The following is a 15,613-nucleotide window of genomic DNA, read 5'->3' as shown; positions in this document are numbered from 1 at the left end:
GGACGGGTTGGGGAACTAGACAGCTCCACCCTCCACCGGAGGTCTTCGTCATTTCAAGACGTCACACATCAACCAACGTCCCTGGGCAGTACACCTAGCGGGCGCCCTACTCCGCGCTATCCAGAGGAGCCCGGGGAGCCTTGGGAACCTTGGGCCGCACGAGAGCATGGCTGTCGCGCAGAAGCTGCTCCACGAGCTCGTCCTCCACGAACCCGTCGAGCACGATGGTGATCCAGTGCTTCTTATTGAGGTGGTAGCCGGGGTGGATATGCCCGGGAAACTCTTCCCGCAGCGCGCGCCCTTCTTCGGGGTCGCACTTCAGCGACACGCTGAACGGGTCACCGGCCAGCGCGCTGAGGGCGAAGATCTTGCCGTTGCCGCTGGTCTTGAAGACGCTGATCTCGTCGCCGAACGGAAACGTCTCGGTGGCCTGGGGCAGGCTGAGGCAGAACTCAACGAGGGCGTCCGGGGTCATGTCTGTGACACTAGCGACTTCTCCCGGACCAGCCAGCATTCGGCGAAGTCTCAGGCCGGAACGCCGACCATCGCGCCGGCGGTCAGCTCCACGGACCGCAGCCGGTCACCGATCTGCTGCGACGCGTGGGCGAGGATCAGTTCGTCGGCCTGGGTGGAGGTGGTCAGCTCCTCGAGGAACGTGCGCACGTCCGCGGGGGTACCCACGGCCGTGTATCGCATCATGTCGGCCAGGCGGCGCCCCTCCGTGGTGGTGAGGAAGGCATCGATCTGGTCGTCGGAGTACTCCGGCGATGCCGGTCCGCGGGCGATCATGCTGCGCACCCTGGAGCGACGCATGATCTCGAACTGCTGCGTGGCATCCGCCCCGTCGTCTGCCGCGATCACGTTGGCGGCCACCATCAGGTAGGGCTCGGCGAGCTGCGCCGACGGCCTGAAGTCGCGCCGGTAGGTGGCGACGGCCTCAAACAGCGAGTCGGGTGCGAAGTGCGATGCGAACGCGTACGGCAGGCCCAGCGCGGCCGCGAGGCCGGCGCCGAAGAGGGAGGACCCCAGGATGTAGAGCGGAACGTTGGTACCGGCTCCCGGCACCGCCCGCACCCCGGGGATGATCGATTCATCGCGCAGGTACGCGGCCAGCTCCATCACGTCCTGCGGAAACTGGTCGGAGGCGCGCGGGTCGCGGCGCATCGCCCTGGCGGTGGTCTGGTCGCTGCCGGGAGCCCGGCCCAGGCCCAGGTCGATGCGGTCGGGGTACAGCTCCGCGAGGGTGCCGTACTGCTCCGCGATGGTGAGCGGCGAGTGGTTGGGCAGCATCACGCCGCCGGATCCGAGCCGGATGGTGGAGGTCTGGGAGGCGACGTGACCGACGAGCACGCTGGTGGCCGACGACGCGATCGTCGGCATGTTGTGGTGCTCGGCGTACCAGACCCGCTGGTACCCGTGCTTTTCGGCGGTCTGGGCGAGCGCGACACTGGCGGCGAAGCTTTCCCTGACGGTCTGCCCGGGGGCGATAGGGGCGAGGTCAAGTATGGAGAGCGGTGTCGTCATGTTGGGGGTAACGGATTTCGGGGCCGAATCGATACCCGCATTCACCGAATCCGACCGACACCCGGCAGGAACCGACCGACTCTGGCCGCGTAGTCCGAGTAGGCGGGATGCTCTTCGAAGAGCATTTGCTCCTCCCATCGGGTCTTTCCGGCCAGGAGCCCGATCAGCGCCACCCACACCACGACGTGCATGAGGGAAGAGCCGATCACGACGAGTCCCAACCCTCCCGACATCAGCCCTGTGTAGATGGGATTGCGCACCACCGCGTAGACCCCGTTGGTGGCCAGCGGGGCGTCGTCGCGCGGTATCGGGCTGGCCGTCATGGCGGGGCCGAGCGTTGTGGATCCCTGCACCGCGAGAGCCACCCCCACCGCGATAAGCGCGATCGCTGTGGCGACGACAAACCCGTTCACCGGCCACACTGTGCCATGCGGCAGGACGAGAAGGCCTACCAGCAGCACGATCTGCACAAAGACGAGGCCGGAGGCGAGCGCACGTTTCATGCACCGAGAGTACGCCCGCCGACCCGTGCTGGGCAGGGCACCCGACGCATCCTGCCCGCACGAAAACGGCCCGCGGATCAGATTCCGGGAGCAGTGCCCCCCAACCTGGCCCGCGGGCCGTTCAGGTGATGATTGTGCTCGGTCGGTTAGTACCAGCCCACAGACTCGGACTTGGACCAGGCCGCGCACGGCGTGCCGTAGGTACCTGAGATGTAGCCCAGGCCCCAGGAGATCTGGGTGGAGGCGTTCGTCGCCCAGTCCGATCCGGCCGTGGCCATTTTGCTGCCGGGCAGCGCCTGCGGAATGCCGGTGGCACCGCTCGAGGCGTTGTACGCGTTCACGTTCCAGCCGGACTCCTTGTCCCACAGGCTGACGAGGCAGCCGAACTGGTCGGCGCCCCAGCCGTACTTGGCGCTCATCATGTCGCGGGCGACGGCCTGAGCGCCGCTCGGGTTGGTCGGCGCCGACGGAGCGGGAGCAGTGTTGGCCTTCGGGGCGGCCTTGGCGGCCTGGGCAGCCTTTGCGGCGGCAGCGGCCTCGGCGTCGGCGGCCTCCTGGGCGGCAGCGGCGGCAGCGGCCTCCGCGGCAGCGGCAGCGGCGGCCTCAGCGGCAGCCTGCTCGGCGGCGATACGGTCGAACTCCGCTGTTGCGGCCTGCAGGGGCGGCAGCTCTGCGTTGGTTTGCTCGACGAGCTCGTAGATGCGCTCTGGCGCGAGGTACTTGAAGTTGGTGAGCATCGCCACCGGAGTCGCCACCTGGGTGGCATCGGCCTTGTTCTCGGCAGCGGTGATCACGGTGCTCGCGCCGGTGATGGTGTCGGTGGCGGCCTTCTCGGCCCGGGCCTGCTTGATCTCGCTGTAGGCCTCGAGCTGCTCCACGTGCGCGGCCGAGACGGCCGCGGTTTTGACTGCACGATCGTTCTGGGCGGCCATCGCCGGCTCCAGCACAAATCCCGTACCGACCATCGCACCGATGGAGAGCACCGCGAGCGCGGCGGCGGAGCGACGGGTGACGCGCGTGCGATGGGTCTTCGACGCGCGGGTCTCGAGGGGCGTTGCGGGGATCACGGCTGTTGCGGATGTAGCGGGTGTCTCGGGTGTTGCTGGAGTGCTGGAAGTCACAGTTATGTATGTCTCTCACTGAGCGAATCGCATGTACGAGGGCGCAAAGCGGTTCTTATTCGACGTTCCACAGGCGGGGGCCCGCCCGGGCGAAGTCACTACACTGCAATATGTTTCTGCATGGATCCTCACCTTTTGCCGGGAAGTTCCCCCCAATCCGGGTACCCCTATTGCGTCCTGGGCGGTGCACTGGATCACTTCTCGATACCTGATGAGGACCCGATTCGAGCCTCAGAAAGCCGGTCAATCCGGTCGAAGGAGGAGCCCACCGCGACCCAGAAACCCGTTAAAGATTTTCCGCAACCCCCTTGAAATGTCAGCCGCCAGGTGGATAAAAACCACGATTCGTGGGAGAAAACAGGCCGCAGGACGAACAGATGCACCACTCGCCCGGCGCTGAGCCTGTGCAGGACTCGTTCGATCGGAGGTAGGACCGACGGCGCGAGGACCCTGAATAGTCGGGTGCGGGTGAGCGGCGCGGCGAGCGAGCGAACCAGGTGCACGACGGTAGACGTGCGGCCAGTCTGGCCCCGTTGCCCCGGAGCCGCCGGCGACCCGCGTCCGGTATCGGTCATCGGCGTCACTAGAGGCTTTGGACTCCCCCGAACGGGGGTAGCGATTGTTAGCGTGAGACTCCCCGTCCACCCCGTACTACGTCCCCACCCACCAGGAGTCTGCATGCTGTCCCCCCAGTCCCACCCCCTCATTGAAGCGACGCTCCCCCTGGTCGGCGAACGGCTGCCCGCCATCGCCACCGGGTTCTATGCCCGCATGTTCACCGCGCATCCCGAACTTTTCGACGGCTTGTTCAGCCGCTCGAATCAGAAAAGCGGTGTGCAGCAGCAGGCCCTCGCGGGCAGCATCGCCGCGTTCGCCGCGCATCTCGTGAAGGACCCCACCAGTGCGCCGGAGATCATGCTCTCCCGCATCGCGCACAAGCACGTCTCCCTCGGCATCCTGCCCGAGCAGTATGACGTGGTCTACACCTACCTCTTCGAGTCCATCGCGGCCGAGCTCAGCGACGTCATCACGGCCGAGATCGCGGATGCCTGGACCGAGGTCTACTGGCTGATGGCGCACGCCCTGATCAAGCAGGAGACCGGCCTGTACGCCGCCGCGGCCAGTGACAAGCCGCTGGCGCCGTGGACGGTCACACATCGGGAGCCCGCCGGCAGCGACGCTGTGACGTTCACGCTCGTGCCGTCCGATGACACCCCGGCGTCCGTCTCCCGGCCCGGCCAGTACGTGGGGGTCACGGTGCGGATGCCCGATGGGATCCGCCAGGTGCGCCAGTACTCGCTCTCGGCCGGCACCGGCACCACGACCCGGGTGTTCACGGTGAAGCTGGACAACGACGGGGAGGTCTCCCCCGTCCTGCACCGTGACGTGCAGGTCGGCGACCAGCTGACCCTCTCCAACCCGTGCGGCGACATCACCCTGAGCACGGGCAACGGCCCCCTGGTGCTGGCGTCGGCCGGCATCGGCTGCACCCCGCTGGCGTCGATCCTGCGCTCGCTGGTGGAGACCGGGTCGGACCGGAAGGTGCTGGTGCTGCACGCCGAGAGCACCATCGAACGCTGGGCTCTGCGCGACCAGATGCGCGCCGACGTCGCCATCCTGGAAACGGCCGAGCTCGAGCTCTGGCTCGAAGCGCCGAGCGCCCTGGACACCGCTCACGACGGCTTCATGTCGCTGGATTCGGTGACCATCCCGGATGACGCCTCGGTCTACCTGTGCGGCCCGCTGCCGTTCATGCGGGCGATGCGCGCCCAGGCACTGGCGTCCGGGGTCCCGGCCGCCCGCATCCACTACGAGGTCTTCGGCCCCGACCTCTGGCTCGCGAGCGCCTAGCCACCGTCGTTCCGGCGCGGCGCCATGGTGAGGGCAGCAATCTCCTTCACCCGGGGCCGCGCCCGGCCGTCTCCCCGAACGACGCCCGTGATCCAGCGGAACCGCAGCCCCGCCGGCGTCGCCGAGACGCTGGCGAGGCAGTTCTCGAACCACGGTCCCCGGATCCCCCGCCACCGAAGCGGCGACACGGGCACCCCGGCCGACCGGGCAAGCATCTCGCTGGGCCGGTTCGCGATGGCGTAGGACAGCACGGCCGAGAACGACCGGAGTGGCAGGGCCAACGGGTTGCGGATCGGCGAACAGACGGCCTGGATGATGCGGCTGCCCGAGCTGCGCTCCACCTCGGCGACATAGGAGTAGTGCACGTCGCCGGAGAGGAACGTGATGGTGTCGGGGGCCGGGCCACGTTTGCCGTCGGCCAGGTCGGTGGCCATCTGCGCCACCCGGCGAAAGCTCGACTGGAAGGCCGCCCAGTGCTCGAGGTCGAGGGCCTGGCGGAGCTTCTCGCTGACGGCGGCCATCGGAGCACCCCAGGCGCCCTCGGCGGTCGCCTCGTTCCAGGCCTCCAGATGGTGCAGCCCCGTCGGCAGCAGGAAGGGCAACGACGTGCCCACCAGCAGGTGGCGGAACCCTCCGCGCATCCGCTCGTCTAGCCAGCCGGATTCGTCGTCGTCGATCAGGGCCCGGTCTGCGGGGTCGAGCCGCCGCGCAATGCGGGAATCGATCACGATCAGCCGGCTGTCGCCGTAGTCCCGGCAGTAGCTCCAGCGATAGCTGGCCGGCTCGGCGGCGGCGCGCTCGACGAAAGCGTCGAGCCTCTCGCTGAGGTCGAGCTCGGCGTCGCCGTCGTGGCTGGCGAGGAACCGCCAGATCTCGTCGACCTCCCGGTCGGCGGGCGACAGGTTGCCCAGGTGCTGGTACACCCAATACGAGGCCAGCCCGGAAACCAGCCTCCCGTGCCACCAGGAGGTCTGTTCCATCTCGCGCTTCCAACTGAGCGACGCGTTCCAGTCGTCGCGGATATCGTGGTCGTCGAAGATCATCGCTGTGGGCACCGTCGACAGCAGCCACCGGTTCGCCGGGTCGGACCAGGCCAGGCCGTAGAGGTGCGCGTACTCCTCGAAGTCGGCCAGCTCCTCGCCAGGCGGCTCGGTGAGGTCTCGCCGGGCGCGGATGAACTCCTGCATCTGCTCGCTCGTGGTGTCGGCATAGACCTGGTCGCCCAGAAAGAGCACGAGGTCGGGCCAGGAGAATTGGCCGGGCAGCGCGGCCATCTGCAGCGCGTAGCTGCGAAGGGCATCCACACCGTGGCTGCGGTTGCCTTTCTCGTCGTGCGGCACGCTGGTGCGGCAGGATCCGAATGCCAGCTTCAGGGGCGCGCCTGGCGTGAGCGTGCTGATGACGGATGCAGGAAAACGTGATGGCAACGGCGGCCAGACCTGCACGCCGTCGATGTCGACCGCGTATGGAGAGCTTGTGCCCGGTGCCAGGTCGTCGACCTGCACCAGAGCGTAGTGATGCCCGTGCACGGCGAAGGTTCGCGCCGACCACATCCTGGCATCGGCCCGCACCGTGACCTGCCCGGCCCGCGCGGTCTCGACCCACACACTGGCGGAGTCGGTATCGACGTAGCGCAGCATCGGACCGAGGATCAGCGCCGAGGTCGTCATGGCAGAGGCGTAAATCGCCGAGTGTAGCTCTCGGCCAGAGCGGTGAAGAAGGCCGATCGCGCCGGGTAGTAGTCCGCGAACGCGGGCGCGGTGCGGGACCCTGCAGCCGCCTGCACAGCCGTACCCCGCACAGCCGCAGCGAAGAGGTCCAGGTAGTACTCCCAGCCCGGCCCGATCTCCCCCAAGCTGTCCACCCCACTGAGATGGTGGATCAGGCTCAGGCGGGTCGACCCGGCCGTCTCGGCGAGCACCAGTTCCAGCCGCCAGTCACCCTGGTCCTCGAGCATCGACAGGGCCAGGCGGGTGGGCCGCTCGCACGCATCGACGCGCATCGGTAACCACGGTTCGCCGTCTTCGAAGCGCATCTGCACGCGGATGGTGTGGCCTGCGGCACCCTTCCCCTCCCAGGGGCCGTACCACTCCGTCGTTCGGGCGGGGTCGGTCAGGGTCGCCCAGACGCCATCGATGTCGACCGCGAAGCTGCGGCTCAAGACGAGATCAGGGCCGCTGTCCCCGCGCACCAAACGCGGATCGTCCGGGCCCGCCTGCGCCCTGTCCAGGTCGTCGGTTGTCATGTCGTCAGGCCTTCCTCATTCAGTCGGCGAGGATCAGGTATAGCGCGCGGCGCACCTCATCGAGCTTCTCGGTGGCGGCGGCACGCTGGGTGTCGGTCGCCGAGGAGCGGAACTGGTGCACAACACCGAAGAGCTTGCCGACGCTCTCGTGGAAGGCGGCGTCGGAATCCGACTGCCCGGGGGTGGCCTCCCACGCCTTCTTGAGGTCGTCGGCGTGTTCGGCCAGGTAGGCCCGGCCGGCTTCAGTGAGCTCATAGTCCGTGCGGCGCTCGGTGCCGGTCGGTGAGATGAGCTCCTCGTCGACGAGCTGCTGCAGGGTCGGGTAGATGGAGCCGGGGCTGGGGCGCCAGGCGCCGCCGGTCTTCTCCTCGATGGCCCTGATGAGCCCGTAGCCGTTGGAGGGACCGTCGGCCAGCAGCGAGAGGATCGCGGAGCGGACGTCGCCCTTGTTGGCGCGACGTGAGCCACGGGGACCGCCGGGGCCGAAGCCGGGGCCGAAGCCGCCGAAGCCGGGCCCGCCGGGCCCGAATCCCCGGCCGAAACCACGACCGTGGCCCTGGGGCGAGTCGTGGTGGGCGCGGCTCATCCCCGGGCCGCAATCAGGGGCACCGAACTCGGGGCTGCCGGACTCCGGCTGGTGGGTGTGGTGAAAGCGCTTCATGATCGTTTTCGTCCTTTCGCGAGGTCGTGCTTCGCGGGTGTAGCGAGCACGCGTCGCGGAACTTCCACGACACTCAACGATATATCGCTGAGTGTCGTGGAGTCAAGGACTCAGCGGATCAACGGTCGCGCCTGTCGTCGCGCCGGTCATCCCGACGGTCGCCGCGGCGGCGTACTCCGTGGGCGACGACGGCCGCCGTTCCCACTGTGGCTGCGGTGCGGGCCACGGGTGCCCCGATCACCCCTGGGCGACCGACCCGTCTGCGTGCGAGTGGCATGTCAGGCTCCTTCCGTGTCATCGGCTTCAATGGCGGCGAGCAGAGCCTGCACCGGAATGCGCCCGCTGGCCACCAGCTGACCGCCGGCGTGACGCACCGACGCGCCGAACGGGGCGGCCCAGAGGTTCTCCCAAACCAGGAGGGCCGCGGTGCTGCCTGGCTCGATGGCCTCGGCCGCGGAGATCACGTCCTCCTCGCTGAGGAGGGTGGCCAGTTCTGTTTCGAAGGCGCGGAGTTCACCGAGTTGGCCGTCCTCGAGATCCGAGAGTTCAGCGATTTCCAGTGCGCCGTCCGCGTCCTTCGTCAGGATCAGCAGGTCCAGGATCTTCACCAGGCCCCGGTCCACGAGCGACGTGATCTCCGGCGCAATCGACCCGTTGAAGGTGCTGCCCGGAAACTCCACGACGATCCAGTCCACCGGCCCGAGTTCATCGATGGTGTCAGTCATAACCCACTCCATTTCGCTTGGATGATGCGAACGATGAGCACAGCCGGGCTAGGAACCGGTGTGCGCCGTCGTCTCCGGCTGCCGGAGGTGTCAGTGTCCAGCCCTCCGGCAGCGCTCGCGTCACCCGCGATGGGTGAAGGTGGGTCAGAGGGTGGGCAGCACCTGCTCGCGCACCTTGCGGCGCAGCACCTTGCCGAGCATCGTGCGCGGGGTGTCGGTGATCTGCACGATCCGGCGGGGAATCTTGTATGCGGCCAGGTGCTCCCGGCAGTGGTCCTGCAGGGCCTCTTCGTCCAGCGTCGCGCCGGGTTCGAGCTCGACCGCGGCGACGACCATTTCACCGCCACGTTCCAGCGGCTTGCCGAACACGGCGGCATCCGTCACCGACGCGTGCAAGCGCAGTACAGTCTCCACCTCGGTGGGCGCCACGTTGAAGCCGCCGGTGATGATCAGGTCCTTGGCCCGGTCGACGATGGTGGAGAACCCGTCTTCGTCCACGGTCACGATGTCCCCGGTCCGCAGCCAGCCGTCCGGCGTCAGGGTCTTGGCGGTCTCCTCAGGGTTGTTCCAGTAGCCCTTGAACACCTGCGGGCCCTTGAGCAGCAACTCTCCGGGCTGGCCCTGCTCCACCTCAACGGTCGGGTCATCGGGGTCGGTGACCTTCATCAGGGTCGAGGAGAACGGGATGCCGACGGTACCGGGGCGGCGGGTCGGGTGGAACGGGTTGCCCATCGCCACCGGCGATGCCTCGGTCATGCCGAAGCCCTCCACCAGCAGTCCGCCCGACACCGATTCCCACAGCTCCACGACATGGTCGGGCAGGTTCATCGCTCCCGAGATGCAGAAGCGGCAGGAGCGCAGCGAGATGCCACGTTCCTTCGCGGCGAGCGCGGTGCGCTCGTAGATCGGCGGCACCGCACAGTACACAGTTGCGGGGGTCTTCTTCATGGTGTCGAGCACGGTCTTCGGATCGAACTTGGGGAACAACACGATCAGGGCCTGCTTGTGGATGCCGTAGGTCAGATACAACGTGAGGCCGAACGAATGGAACATCGGCAGGATCGCGTAGAAGACCTCCTTGCGGTACTCGGCGCCGTGCATCCAGGCCTCGCCCTGCAACGCGTTGCAGTGCAGGTTGTAGTGGGTCAGCATCGCACCCTTGGGGCGACCGGTGGTGCCGGAGGTGTACTGGATGGCCGCCAGGTCGTGCAGCGCCGGACGGGGGTGGGTCGGGTCGATGCGGCCGTGGCTGAACAGGTCCTTCCACGGGGTCGTACCGGCCGCCGAGCCCGTGAGAGCCGCCCGGGACTCGCGCAGACTCTTCACCGGGAGGTAGAGGGCCAACCGTTTCACGGTGGGGAAAGCCTGCAGCAGGTTGACCGAGACGATGTGGTCGATCTCGATGTCGGCCGGGAACGCGCGCACTGTCGGGGCGACCTTGTCCCAGGCGATCACGATGCGGGCCTGGTGGTCTTCGAATTGGTGCCGCAGCTCCGGTGACGTATAGAGCGGGTTGTGTTCCACGACCACGCCGCCCAGGCGCAGGACGGCGTAGAACGCCACGACGTGCTGCGGGCAGTTCGGCAGGATCAGCGCGACCCTGTCGCCGGCCCGCACCCCGAGCAGGCGCAGCCCCTCGGCAGCCTTGTCGATCTGGGCGCCGAGTTCCGCGTAGCTGGTGCGGCGTCCGAAGAACTCGAGCGCCGGATGGTCGCCGGCCTCGGCGACCGCGTGCTCGAGCATCTCCACGAGCGAGGTGGTGGGGTAATCGATCTCGGCGGGCACGCCCGGCTGATAGTGCTTAACCCAGGGCTGTTGCTCAGTAGTGGCCATGCAGACATCCTCCCGCGATCCGCTCCAGAGGCGTGGGCACAACACGGCCCAAGGCTGAGCACGTCCGTGCAGACCCGACAGATATTCCGGCGCCAGCGGTTGACCGCCGCCCTCACCCGGTGGCACGGTGTGAGCGAGCAGCGGCGCGGTCAGTGACAGCGGACCCGTCGAGACATCGAAGGAGACACCATGCCCACAGTCAGGTCGCGCGATGGCACCACGATCGCCTTCGACAGTCTCGGTACCGGGCCCGCCCTCATCCTGGTGGACGGCGCCACCTGCTACCGCGACGCCGGGCCGATGCGCCCTCTGGCCGCCCTGATGGCCGACAGCTTCACCGTGTACGTCTACGACCGACGCGGCCGCGGCGCCAGCGGCGACACCTTGCCGTTCTCGGTCGACCGGGAGATCGATGACATCGCCGCATTGATCCGGTCGGCCGGCGGTCACGCGGCCCTCTTCGGCATGTCCAGTGGCGGCGCCCTGGCCCTCGCGGCCGCCGCCCAGCTCGGTGCGGCGGTCAGCGAGCTGGCCGTCTACGAGGTGCCGGTGAGCATCGACCTGGACCCCGTCGTCACCACCTACTCCCGGAAGCTCGCCGCCGCGCTGGCCGCCGGGCGCCGCGGCGACGCCATGGCCCTCTTCCTGGCCCGGGTGGGCATGCCCGCCGAGCAGATCGAGGGGATGCGGCAGACGCCGATGTGGGCCGGGTTCGAGGCGATCGCCCCGACGCTCGCCTACGACGATGCTGTTCTCGGCGACGGCCTACTCCCCTACGACCGGATCGAAGCCGTCCAGGTCCCCGCGGTGGTGCTCAGCGGCGAATTCGCACCGGAGTTCATCCGCGAATCGGCCAGGGCCCTGGCCACCGCCCTGCCGAACGGCAGGCACGTGGAACTCCCCGGCCAATCCCACGACGTGGACATCGCCGTTCTCGCCGCCGCACTGCACGAGAGCCTGGACTCTCAAGCCAGGCGGACCGTCAATGAGCCCGAAATGCCGTCGACGACATGATCACACGGCACGGATTTCTCGCTCCCGAACGGGGTGAGCACTTCGACCGGCTACCGTAGTACTATGACGCCTCCTGATTCAACTGCACCGACCGAGGCAGCCACTGCCCGCCCGACCATCACGTTCTCCGAGCTTGGGCTCAGTGACTCCGTACTCAAAGCCCTCAAAGACGTAGGCTACGAGACTCCGTCGGCCATCCAGGCTGCCACCATTCCGCCGCTCCTCGACGGCCGCGACGTCGTCGGACTCGCCCAGACCGGCACCGGCAAGACGGCCGCCTTCGCGTTGCCGATCCTCTCCCGCCTCGACATGTCCCAGAAGAGCCCGCAGGCCCTGGTGCTCGCCCCCACCCGCGAACTCGCCCTGCAGGTCTGTGAGGCCTTCGAGAAGTACGCCGCCCACATGAAGGGCGTGCACGTGCTGCCCGTCTACGGCGGACAGGGTTACGGCATCCAGCTGTCGGCGCTGCGCCGGGGCGTTCATGTTGTCGTCGGTACTCCCGGCCGCATCATGGACCACCTCGAAAAGGGCACCCTCGACCTCACCCAGCTCAAGTACCTGGTGCTCGACGAGGCCGACGAGATGCTCAAGATGGGCTTCGCCGAAGACGTCGAGACGATCCTCGCCGACACCCCGGACGACAAACAGGTGGCCCTGTTCTCCGCCACCATGCCCGCGCAGATCCGTCGCATCTCCAAGCAGTACCTCAATGACCCCGAAGAGATCACGGTCAAGAACAAGACCACGACCTCGGTCAACACCACCCAGCGTTACCTGCTGGTCTCCTACCCGCAGAAGGTGGACGCGCTCACCCGCATCCTCGAGGTGGAGAACTTCGAGGGCATGATCGTCTTCACCCGCACCAAGAACGAGACCGAGACGCTCGCCGAGAAGCTGCGTGCACGTGGCTACTCCGCCACCGCCATCAACGGCGACGTGCCCCAGGTGCAGCGTGAGCGCACCGTGGAGCAGCTCAAGAGCGGCAAGCTGGACATCCTCGTCGCCACGGATGTCGCCGCCCGCGGCCTCGACGTGGAGCGCATCAGCCACGTCATCAACTACGACATCCCGATTGACACCGAGTCGTACGTGCACCGCATCGGCCGCACCGGCCGCGCCGGCCGCAGCGGCGCCGCGATCAGCTTCGTCACCCCTCGTGAGCGTCACCTGCTCAACGCCATCGAGCGGGCCACCCGCCAGCCGCTCACCCAGATGCAGCTGCCCAGCGTCGAAGACGTCAACGTCACCCGGCTCGCCCGGTTCGACGACGCGATCACCGCTGCGCTGGAGGAGACCGCTCGCATCGCCGCGTTCCGCGACATCGTGGGCCACTACGTGGAGCACCACGACGTGCCCGAGGCCGACGTCGCCGCCGCACTCGCCGTGGTCGCCCAAGGAGAGACCCCGCTGCTGCTCAACGCCGACGACGTGCGTGCTGCGGCGCGTTTCGACCGGGAGCGCACCGAGCACCGCGACCGCGACCGGCCCGCACGCAACGACCGTCGGGACGACCGGGGCAGCCGCGATGACCGCGGCAGCCGGGATGACCGCCCGCTGCGCAGCGAACGCCCCGAACGCCGCTCACGCGACAGCAGCCGCGCCATGGCCTCGTACCGCATCGAGGTCGGCAAGCGTCACAAGGTGGAACCACGCCAGATCGTCGGCGCTCTCGCCAACGAGGGTGGCCTGAGCCGGGAAGACTTCGGCGCGATCCAGATCCTGCCCGAGTACTCCCTGGTGGACCTGCCCGCCGACCTGACCAGCGATGTGCTGGGCCGCCTCTCGGCGACCCGCATCAGCGGCAAGCTGATCGAGATCCACGCCGACAACGGCGCCTCGGCCGGCCGCAACGACCGGCCTCAACAGGGCGACCGCTCCGAGCGCCCGCCGCGCCGCTACTAGGTCACACCAGCTCACCCACGGGCGGGGATTCTCCCGACACCCCTCATCCGCTCGCCGGATTGACGGTGTGTCGCGAGAATCCCCGCCTTTCGCCGTAGCCGCCCTATCATCAACCCATGACGAGGGCTGCGACGGATGGTGACGCCGGGCTGGCCGCACGGCTGCGGCAACATTTGGGCCCCAGGCATCCGGTGGCCGCCGTCGCCCAGGTCTCCCCCGGCGGAGTGGTGCTGGCGAGCGTGGGCGCGGGGCTCGACGCCGACTTCGAAATCGGCTCCATCTCGAAGGGCCTCACCGGTCTGCTCTACCGTCAGGCCTGTGAGCTCGGCGAGATCGGCGCAGAGACCACTCTGGGTGATCTGCTCCCCCTGCCGCAGGGCCCGGCCGGGCCTCTCCGGCTCGCGGCCGTGAGCAAGCACGAGTCTGGACTACCCCGCCTTCCGCGCTCGGCGCAGCCGCTACGTCGCGCCCTGCGGTTCCTGCGCACCGGGGAGAACCCCTACGGCGAAGATCTCACCGAACTGCTGACACAGGCGCGCACCGTGCGACTCTCCTCCACGCGCCGGCGCTACTCCAATTTCGGCTTCGAACTGCTTGGCCATGCCGTCGCCCGCAGCGCGGGCCTCGACTACGCAACCCTGCTGCGGGAGCGACTGACCGAGCCGCTGGGTCTCACGTCGATGTACGCACCCGCGACACCGGCCGAGCTGCGACCCAGCGCGCTGCAGGGCACAAGCCGGTCGGGCCGCCCGCGGCCGGCCTGGACTGGAGAGGCGGTGGCACCGGCCGGCGGCATCCGTTCGTCGATCACCGATCTCGCCCGGCTCACCCAGGCGTTGCTGGAGGGATCCGCGCCCGGGATCTCGGCTCTCGATCCGGTGGCGCCGATCGCCCGCCGTGGGGTGAACATCGGGGCGGCCTGGATCACCCTGTCGGTCAGGGGCCGATCGATCACCTGGCACGACGGCGCCACCGGCGGCTTCCGTTCCTGGCTCGGCCTGGACCGGGCCGCCGGCACGGGGGTGGTTGTGCTCACCGCCACCTCACGCTCGGTCGACCGCCACGGCTTCGCGCTGCTGACGGAGCTCACCGACGCGCACTCTTAGCGGGTTAGTGAGCAATGCTTTAGTCTGGAAGGTGCACGGGGAGCACCAAGCGAACCCCCTGTCATGGAGCCTTCCTTGAATATCACTCCCCTGACCTGGATCATCACCATCGGCGTGACGATCGCGTTCTTCGCCTACGAGTTCTTCGCGCACGTGCGGAAGCCGCACGAGCCCACGGTGGGCGAGTCCGCCCGCTGGTCGGCCTTCTACATCGGCCTTGCCCTGCTGTTCGGGGTCGGCATCGGCGTGGTGTCCGGATGGCGGTACGGCGGCGAGTACTTCGCGGGCTACCTCACCGAGAAGGCGCTGTCGATCGACAACCTCTTCGTGTTCCTCATCGTGATGGCCGCGTTCTCGGTGCCCAAGGCGTACCAGCAGAAGGTGCTGATGTTCGGCATCATCATCGCCCTGATCATGCGTGGCGGGTTCATCGCCGTGGGCGCGGCCCTGATCGAGAACTTCTCCTGGGTGTTCTATCTCTTCGGTGCGCTGCTGTTCGTGCTGGCATACATGCAGGTGCGGGGCCACGACAGCAATCCGGCCGACAACCTCTTTGTGCGGCTGGCCCGCCGGGTTCTGCCGGTCACCGAGGAGTACGACCGCGACAAGCTCACCACCAAGATCAACGGCAAACGCTATGTCACCCCGATGCTGCTCACCATCATCGCGATCGGCTTCATCGACCTGGTCTTCGCGATCGACTCGATCCCCGCGATCTACGGGCTCACCTCGGAGGCCTACATCGTCTTCACCGCCAACGCCTTCGCGCTGATGGGCCTGCGCCAACTGTTCTTCCTCATCGGCGGACTGCTCGAGCGCCTGGTCTACCTGTCCCAGGGCCTGGCCGTGATCCTCGCCTTCATCGGCCTCAAGCTCGTCTTCCACGCCCTGCACGTCAACGAGGTGCCGTTCATCAACGGCGGCGAGCCGGTGCTGTGGGTGCCCGAGATCCCGATCTGGTTCTCGCTGGTCTTCATCGCCGCCACGGTCACCGTCGCGACCGTCGCGAGCCTGGCCAAGACCCGAGGGGACGCCGCCAAGGCCGATCGTGGCCGGGTCGACGGCGAGCCGATCACCAAGGCCGAGGACTCGCACTAGCCGAGCATGATCGCGTCGAGGTTGTCCACG

At 68.0% G+C, this 15,613-nt stretch carries 15 protein-coding genes; 5 read left to right on the top strand and 10 right to left on the bottom strand.

Annotation, left to right across the window (positions count from 1 at the left end):
- Positions 1–106 precede the first annotated feature (106 nt).
- The 4 genes from E3T19_RS08535 to E3T19_RS19180 form a co-directional block, all read right to left on the bottom strand.
- A complete protein-coding gene (locus tag E3T19_RS08535) occupies positions 107–475 on the bottom strand; it encodes an MmcQ/YjbR family DNA-binding protein (RefSeq protein ID WP_134408593.1) in 369 nt (122 codons plus the stop codon).
- Positions 476–525: 50 nt separating this feature from the next.
- Positions 526–1,524 carry an LLM class flavin-dependent oxidoreductase gene (locus E3T19_RS08530; protein ID WP_088455870.1) on the bottom strand — a complete coding sequence of 333 codons (999 nt, stop codon included), beginning with the start codon at positions 1,522–1,524 and terminating at the stop codon, positions 526–528.
- A 41-nt stretch (positions 1,525–1,565) separates the two neighbouring features.
- On the bottom strand, positions 1,566–2,027 hold the full coding sequence (locus E3T19_RS08525; protein WP_103461034.1) for an isoprenylcysteine carboxylmethyltransferase family protein: 462 nt from the start codon (positions 2,025–2,027) through the stop codon (positions 1,566–1,568).
- Positions 2,028–2,173: 146 nt separating this feature from the next.
- Positions 2,174–3,094 (bottom strand): lytic transglycosylase domain-containing protein, encoded by a 921-nt coding sequence (locus E3T19_RS19180; protein WP_174776256.1) that lies wholly within the window; start codon positions 3,092–3,094, stop codon positions 2,174–2,176.
- Between the two features lie 732 nt (positions 3,095–3,826).
- On the opposite strand from E3T19_RS19180, the gene E3T19_RS08515 reads away from it, so the two are divergent.
- The gene (locus E3T19_RS08515) at positions 3,827–4,999 is read left to right on the top strand and encodes a globin domain-containing protein (protein WP_088455868.1); all 1,173 of its coding nucleotides are present in this window, start codon (positions 3,827–3,829) and stop codon (positions 4,997–4,999) included.
- On the opposite strand, the gene E3T19_RS08510 is transcribed toward E3T19_RS08515, so the two are convergent.
- From E3T19_RS08510 to E3T19_RS08490, 6 genes are all read right to left on the bottom strand, one after another.
- Positions 4,996–6,669: an alkaline phosphatase D family protein gene (locus tag E3T19_RS08510; RefSeq protein WP_134408592.1), complete on the bottom strand. Its 1,674-nt coding sequence runs from the start codon at positions 6,667–6,669 to the stop codon at positions 4,996–4,998. The two genes, E3T19_RS08515 and E3T19_RS08510, sit on opposite strands and share 4 nt — an antisense overlap.
- Positions 6,666–7,244, bottom strand: coding sequence for an SRPBCC domain-containing protein (locus tag E3T19_RS08505; RefSeq protein ID WP_134408591.1), 579 nt, complete (start codon positions 7,242–7,244; stop codon positions 6,666–6,668). Before E3T19_RS08505 ends, E3T19_RS08510 begins: the two co-directional genes overlap by 4 nt.
- Before the next feature lie 19 nt (positions 7,245–7,263).
- Entirely contained in the window at positions 7,264–7,905 is a 642-nt protein-coding gene (locus E3T19_RS08500; RefSeq protein WP_134408590.1) for a PadR family transcriptional regulator, read from the bottom strand.
- A gap of 118 nt (positions 7,906–8,023) precedes the next feature.
- A complete protein-coding gene (locus E3T19_RS18960; protein ID WP_165787908.1) occupies positions 8,024–8,182 on the bottom strand; it encodes a hypothetical protein in 159 nt (52 codons plus the stop codon).
- 1 nt (position 8,183) lies between these two features.
- Positions 8,184–8,630, bottom strand: coding sequence for a DUF6325 family protein (locus tag E3T19_RS08495; RefSeq protein ID WP_088455864.1), 447 nt, complete (start codon positions 8,628–8,630; stop codon positions 8,184–8,186).
- A gap of 144 nt (positions 8,631–8,774) precedes the next feature.
- Positions 8,775–10,463 (bottom strand): long-chain-fatty-acid--CoA ligase, encoded by a 1,689-nt coding sequence (locus tag E3T19_RS08490; protein ID WP_088455863.1) that lies wholly within the window; start codon positions 10,461–10,463, stop codon positions 8,775–8,777.
- Positions 10,464–10,652: 189 nt separating this feature from the next.
- On the opposite strand from E3T19_RS08490, the gene E3T19_RS08485 reads away from it, so the two are divergent.
- The 4 genes from E3T19_RS08485 to E3T19_RS08470 all read left to right on the top strand — a co-directional run bounded on the left by E3T19_RS08485 (position 10,653) and on the right by E3T19_RS08470 (position 15,583).
- Entirely contained in the window at positions 10,653–11,477 is an 825-nt protein-coding gene (locus tag E3T19_RS08485) for an alpha/beta fold hydrolase (RefSeq protein WP_134408589.1), read from the top strand.
- Positions 11,478–11,540: 63 nt separating this feature from the next.
- Positions 11,541–13,379, top strand: a complete 1,839-nt coding sequence (locus tag E3T19_RS08480; protein WP_088455861.1) for a DEAD/DEAH box helicase — start codon at positions 11,541–11,543, stop codon at positions 13,377–13,379.
- 116 nt (positions 13,380–13,495) lie between these two features.
- A complete protein-coding gene (locus E3T19_RS08475; RefSeq protein WP_088455860.1) occupies positions 13,496–14,485 on the top strand; it encodes a serine hydrolase in 990 nt (329 codons plus the stop codon).
- 75 nt (positions 14,486–14,560) lie between these two features.
- On the top strand, positions 14,561–15,583 hold the full coding sequence (locus tag E3T19_RS08470; protein WP_088455859.1) for a TerC family protein: 1,023 nt from the start codon (positions 14,561–14,563) through the stop codon (positions 15,581–15,583).
- Positions 15,584–15,613 lie beyond the last annotated feature (30 nt).

The sequence above is a fragment of the Cryobacterium sp. TMT4-31 genome (assembly GCF_004403385.1).
In the GTDB taxonomy this organism is placed as follows: domain Bacteria; phylum Actinomycetota; class Actinomycetes; order Actinomycetales; family Microbacteriaceae; genus Cryobacterium; species Cryobacterium zongtaii.
Note: the sequence above shows the minus strand (reverse complement) of the source record. Positions and strands in the feature narration are given on the sequence as shown.